We start from the raw sequence: 4993 nt of genomic DNA, 5'->3' as shown, positions 1-4993 counted from the left end.
AACCCAAAACCTTCTTTTGGTACTCCAATTAAATTATATTCCATTTCTCCATTTTTATTTTCATCATCTAATACTGAAATTCCATAAACACCGGGCTTAAGATTTATTTTAACTATCAACTTTTCATCTATTAAATTAGTTTTTGAATATGTTTTTGCTAAAAATGGTATTTCTTTAACAAAACTACTATTATCAATAAAAACAGCCAAGGAAATATTGCCTTTATCATTTCGGATATTTGTTATTTCTACGGTTAATGTCTGAGCATTTATTGAAACAGCCATTAGTATTAATATTAATAAAGATATTATTCCTTTGTTTCTCATAATGTTGATCTTTTGAATTTTATTATTTATCCATCATTGCCGGAGTAAATGAACTTTCAGGAAGTTTTGATCCTATTTGAAATTTATTAATTATCATTTGCGACTTTCTATCGTTTTGCTTGTTTTTCATTTCCATATAAAAGGCAAAATATTTACCATTGGCTTGTTTTTTATATTGTTTGATAGATTGTACTTTATGAAGTTCACCTGACAAGTCATAGAATTTGATTTTATAACACAGATAAGTTCCTTTTTCTATCCAAGCAATTCTTTTACTATAACCATTTTTATCTTCAATATCTTCATTTTTACAAGAGGTTTCTATTTTCCAACATGAATGCCCGTTGTATGTTTCTGACGAAAGTATTTTATAATTAAAGTTATCCATATTCGGTTTGCTCATATCTGCATTAGTAAACTCCGAACCCATAAAGCTCTTTCCTTTTTCACTGCTTATAATCCTTCTGGTTTTACGAATTGCAGGCATATATATCCACATATCATCGTCTTTTTTTTCATAATCGAAAACTAAAATAGAAGTTCCTTTTACATCAGCAGGGGCAATAAATTTCATTATTGTTTTATTTATTTGACCAAAACTTTTACTTGCCATAGTAATTTGACGTACTCGCACTCGTCCTTTTGCATTATATATTTTTAAAGTTAATGACATCTCCATAGCTTCCATATCAATAACATTTGAAGCTTTTTCGCTTATTTCTTTTGCTGTTTGAGCAAAGCCCATTGTTGTTGAAATTATCAAAATAATAGCTATTAAATTTTTTTTAGTTTTCATATTAATTATTTTTTAAGAAATTTAGGTTTAGTTAATACGCAAATGGCAGGTATTAAAATTAATGCCGATACCAAACAAAGTAATATTGAAATTATGATAAGAAAAGCGAAATACTGAATTAGAGGAAATGCCGATAAAAACAATATTGAAAAACCAACAATTACTGAAAATGCGTTAATAATAATTCCTCGTCCTGAGGTTCTCAAGCTTGTCGATATGGCTTCTGAATATGAATCAGTAGTTTTTAGTTCACTTTTTAATCGCCAGAAAATATGAATGGTATAATCAACCCCTAAGCCAATTGATATTGATGAAAGTAATGCTGTAACAATATTTAGTTCTATACCTGTCCAACCCATTATACCAAATGTACTAACCAAAGCAAACAATAGCGGAATACTACCAATTAAACCTGCTGTTTTACTTTTAAATATAATCATTAAAAGAATCATGATTGCAAAAAAAGCAAAAATCAATGAATCTCTTTGCCCTGTTGCAATTGCCCGACTAATATCTTTGTCAATTAAGCTTGTTCCTCCTATAACCGATAGGTTTTCATCATCGTTCATCAATAAATTAATTTTATCAACTATTTTATTTATTGTTTTAATATCATCAGCCTTATACTGAATGAGCATAACTGCCTTTGTATAGTCAAAATCAACAAAGTCTTCAAAATCTTCAGGGTCGCCACTCATTGAATATAGTGCAAGATATTGAGCAATAGCTTCTCGGCTATCCGGAATTTTGTCATAGAATTCCTCTCCGGGATCGTTAATAGCTCTACTCATTATACGTATCATTGAAGCAATTGAATTAACACTTCCTATTTCCGGCATTTTTTCAAGTTGCTGTTCGTAATAGTTCATTCTTTTCAATATTTCAGGATCTTTCATGTCGCCTTCAAACATTACGCTAATATTTTTTGTTCCGCCAAAATGTTTATTAGCAATATTTAATGATATATTATACGAATGCTTTTCAGGTAAAATACTATCGAAATCAGAAGCTATTTTGAAATGAGAAAGTCCTAAAATTACGATAATAATAAAGCTTACAAAAATATAAATAATTTGTCGAGGTCGTTTTGCTATAATAGCAGATAATTTGACAAGTAATTTATTTAAAAATCCAATTTTAGTTTGATTTTCAGAAAAGCTTTTAAGTATTTTTCCTTTTTTAAAAAATGTCATTGATGCCGGAATAAAAGTTAAACTTAGCAATACAGCAAAAGCAACACCTACGGAGGTAACCACACCCATTTGTTTGGCTGGTAACATTACATGAGTAACAAGACCGCCAATTCCTACAATTGTAGTTATACCGGTCAGAATAACAGGTTTTTTTAAATAACTAGTAACATCTTTTGTAATTTCATTCATTGTCATATCAGGATGTTTAGCATTAAGTTCCTGATATTTTGCGATAAAGTGAATTCCATAATCGTTTGCAATTGCAATCATCATTATAGGAATTAAAACCCCTATTACACTCAGTTGCCAACCAAATAAAGGAATTAATGCCATGGCTATCATAATTGATATTGCAACTACAAAAGTTGGCAATAATACACCCCTTTTTTCTTTAAAAGAAAACCAAAGAAAAATAGCCATTATCAACATTCCAATAGGCAATAAAACCATAAAATCACGCGAAATTTTATCGTTTGCCTCAGCTCTCAAATATGCTTGCCCATTAATTGAAATGCTTTCGTTACCCGGATATTTATCCAACAACTCAGTTATTATTGACATTAGTTCAATATCTGTTTTATCAGTAACAGAATTGAGAATTATTACTGTATATCGAAAATCATCAGAAACTATAAGTTTATAGGCAAGTTCATTTGTTTTTATTTCTGCCCTCAGTTTTTCTCTGCGACTTTCAGATTTTGGAATTCTTTTTATAACAGGATCAACAATCATTGCACCATATTCACCTTTAATATTTTTAGTATCGAAAAGTGATATTACCATATCAAAATCTTTCATACGGTTAAACTCCTTACTCAGAGTCTGAATACGTTTCAAAGTAGATTCCTTTAATACATCATCGGTTTCAAAAACAATAAGCAATGGATCACTTTTGCCAAAAACTTTTTCAATTTTATCATTATTAATTTTAGATGGAATATCATCAGGCAGATATGACATTAAATCAGAATTGATGGTTGTTTTCATTAAAGGAAATATGCAAGCAACAATAATTAATAGCGTTGATATAATAATAAACCATTTGTATTTTATAACGAATATTTCTTTATTTATCATAATTAAAAAATTGCTTTTAGTTCTAAAAATACTCCATTTAATATAGGAGACGAATGTGCAAATATTGAGTTATCAGGTCCTTTCATATAGTTTCCACCAACTGTAGTTGCAAGGGCATCCGTTATTTTCCATGTTACTTTTGGACGTATCATCAATTCTTCCGATGTAATATTGTAATATCCGGCAAGTTCAATATTCCATGTGTCGTAGGCTAATGCTTTACTAAGTAATAATGCAACAGCATGATTGCTTTCTTCTTGCTGATAAAATGTTTTGCGGTTAAATAAGGTCGATTCGTATATAATCATATCCTCTGCAAATTGCATTTGTGCCAAAGGGTCAGTGGGATTGTCCAGCACAGGTAATTGCAATTTGTTAAAATCAAGATTATATTTGCCAATGTATTGTAAAATAGTTGTTACTCCCCAAAAATTGTGTTCCACTCCTATCACATAATCAATATTGGGGTTTGGGGTATATATAAACTTTTTGTAATCCTTGCTTATGTTGTATGCAGTTTCGCCTCGTAGTATCCACGAATTAATAGGTAAAGCAAAATCGGCACCTATGGTATTTTTCAGGTAAGACGTTGCTGAATTTGTAATAATAGGTGTGCCTGATAAAAAATCAATAGATTTAACATCAAATCCGAAGTAGGAATCATATCCTCTGAAATAGGATGCAGAAAACCCAATTTTAGAAAATTCAAAGTTTAATCTTGCTGCTAAAGAAGCGTTTTCAAAGGTTTTGTCGGGTAGTGATGGTTCGGAAAAACTAACATTTTCTCCCATTTCAAAAAGATCATAGCGATATACAGACGGCTTATAAACAGGAATAGCAATTAAATCTAAATCAATTTTTGAATTAATTCGGTATTTGATTCTGACTAAGAAATTTGACAGTTTTAGGTCATCAGGTTCAGCAGTTAAAAAAAAGTAGTCATTTGGTGTAATATTGTTTGTGGGATTAAATCCATCTGTTCGTCCCCAAGTAACAATCTGGTTGCCAAGTAATAAATCAAACTTTTCTCCAATATAACCAACATAGGCTTCTGTTAGTTCAATTACATTTTCTGTTTTATTAAACTGCAATCCCGACCTAAGTTCTATTTCTGTGAATAGATACATATTATTATTAGAAAATTTTCCTTGAATACTCGTCTCTCCAAATATTGATGAATAGTCATAATCTTCCCCTCCACCAAAAGCAGAAGCTCTAACATAACCACTAAAATCAATAGTGGTTTTGTTTTTTTCTACATCATTTAATGAATTTTCGAATATTCCCTGTGCATTTAAAAGCGAATAGGAGAATGTGAGAAATACAATTATTATCTTTTTCATATTATTTATCTATTAGTAATTTCGAAAGCAAATTTATTACAACAATTGCATTATATGGTTGTTCTTTTAAAATAGAAACAGCACAAAGTAGTTCAACTTTTAAAATATGAACTATTCTATTTTTGAGTCCACTCTAAGAAAACTATCAAATTTTATGATTTCTAAGATTTTTGACCTGCCTTTGCCGTCAGGCAGGTGAGATTTTTATTTTTTGAGACGAGGCGATGCCTTAGCATCAGTGAGTTGAGAAAGATAAAA

Annotated in this window: 4 protein-coding genes; all 4 read right to left on the bottom strand. The window is 30.2% G+C overall.

All coding sequences use genetic code 11. The features are described 5' to 3' along the window. Nucleotides 1–326: DUF2141 domain-containing protein (locus tag U9R42_02410; GenBank protein MEA3494867.1), on the bottom strand; the 326-nt coding region annotated here is incomplete at its 3' end. A 22-nt stretch (nt 327–348) separates the two neighbouring features. Continuing rightward, nucleotides 349–1122, bottom strand: a complete 774-nt coding sequence (locus U9R42_02405; GenBank protein ID MEA3494866.1) for an outer membrane lipoprotein-sorting protein — start codon at nt 1120–1122, stop codon at nt 349–351. 5 nt (nt 1123–1127) lie between these two features. Beyond that, a complete protein-coding gene (locus tag U9R42_02400) occupies nt 1128–3392 on the bottom strand; it encodes an efflux RND transporter permease subunit (protein MEA3494865.1) in 2265 nt (754 codons plus the stop codon). Between the two features lie 2 nt (nt 3393–3394). Next, nucleotides 3395–4735, bottom strand: a complete 1341-nt coding sequence (locus U9R42_02395; GenBank protein MEA3494864.1) for a hypothetical protein — start codon at nt 4733–4735, stop codon at nt 3395–3397. Nucleotides 4736–4993 lie beyond the last annotated feature (258 nt).

The organism is Bacteroidota bacterium, assembly GCA_034723125.1.
In the GTDB taxonomy this organism is placed as follows: Bacteria; Bacteroidota; Bacteroidia; order CAILMK01; family JAAYUY01; genus JAYEOP01.
This window is presented reverse-complemented; position numbering and strand designations above follow the sequence as displayed.

What these genes read in the sequence shown, in the direction of transcription:
- U9R42_02405 (MEA3494866.1), bottom strand. Translation starts at nt 1,122, where the DNA reads ATGAAAACTAAAAAAAATTTAATAGCTATTATTTTGATAATTTCAACA.
- U9R42_02400 (MEA3494865.1), bottom strand. Translation starts at nt 3,392, where the DNA reads ATGATAAATAAAGAAATATTCGTTATAAAATACAAATGGTTTATTATT.
- U9R42_02395 (MEA3494864.1), bottom strand. Translation starts at nt 4,735, where the DNA reads ATGAAAAAGATAATAATTGTATTTCTCACATTCTCCTATTCGCTTTTA.